Consider the following 883-nt stretch of genomic DNA (forward strand, 5'->3'; position numbering starts at 1 on the left):
CGCAGCACAACCCCATCCCGCAGACACTTACCGCTTAACCTGCAGAAACAGGATCACGCGAAGGTCAACTCATACACCACTTCGCTGGACGTGACCCCGCTGGGCGATCGAGGAGTGCTTCCCTTGGCCATCAATGAGACCGGCCTGGATCACTACCAGGCCAGCTGCAATCCAGCGTGGTTCCGGCATATCACGCTGGCCACGCTCACCCGCGCCTACCTGGCCGTCACCGCCGGACACGCCTCAGACCCCCGTCGGTCTCCCTTGGCGCGCACGAAAACCGGTATCTCCCAGACGACTGGTTCGATCGTGGTCAGGCCGGAGCATGTTCGCCCTCGGTCGGCTGATCGGTTGCGGGGACGTGACGGAGCCTGGCACGCGCGAGAACCGCCGCAGCGGCGACGATGGCGGCGGTGGTGACGGCAGCGACGTTCAGACCACTGGCGAAAGCCTCGCGAGCATAGGTCAGCAGCGCGTTGCCCATCTCGGCGGGGAGCTCGTGGGCTACGGAGGTCGCGCACCGATGCTGTCGCGGCTGGCGGTTGCGGCCTCGGGCGGTAGGCCGGCCGGCAGTATGGTGTCGGCCTAGGCTCGATACACGGCGGGGCCGACACTGCCGATGATCGCGATGCCGAGCGAGATGCCCAAGTCGCTGCAGGTGGTGGCGAGCGCGGAGGCGATCCCAGCCTTGTTTCCCCGACACCCCGGCTCGAACAGCGAGATGAAGCAGCGCATCGAGCATCTCCACCGCCATCATCCATTTCGGGCGATGCGCTCCTGGCACGGGATCGCGCAACGCTCGCGTCGCGCGGCCACCTCCGAACGGGTGGCGGCATCAGCCACCTCCTCATCCCATGACGCCGGCACGAACAGCCGCCAATCG

At 66.8% G+C, this 883-nt stretch carries 2 protein-coding genes and 1 pseudogene; 2 read left to right on the top strand and 1 reads right to left on the bottom strand.

Translation table 11 applies throughout. The features are described from left to right. Window positions 1–97: 97 nt before the first annotated feature. Window positions 98–228 (top strand): annotated as a pseudogene (locus ABFX50_RS50745) (IS701 family transposase); the annotation flags it as partial. Window positions 229–313: 85 nt separating this feature from the next. Here the strand turns inward: ABFX50_RS50745 and ABFX50_RS50750 are convergent. Further along, window positions 314–484 (bottom strand): hypothetical protein, encoded by a 171-nt coding sequence (locus ABFX50_RS50750; protein ID WP_346158509.1) that lies wholly within the window; start codon window positions 482–484, stop codon window positions 314–316. A 135-nt stretch (window positions 485–619) separates the two neighbouring features. Between ABFX50_RS50750 and ABFX50_RS50755 the strand changes: the two genes are divergently transcribed. After that, the coding region (locus ABFX50_RS50755) for a hypothetical protein (protein ID WP_346158511.1) at window positions 620–883 on the top strand (264 nt) is incomplete at its 3' end.

The sequence above is a fragment of the Nonomuraea recticatena genome, assembly GCF_039533245.1.
Taxonomy (GTDB): domain Bacteria; phylum Actinomycetota; class Actinomycetes; order Streptosporangiales; family Streptosporangiaceae; genus Nonomuraea; species Nonomuraea roseola.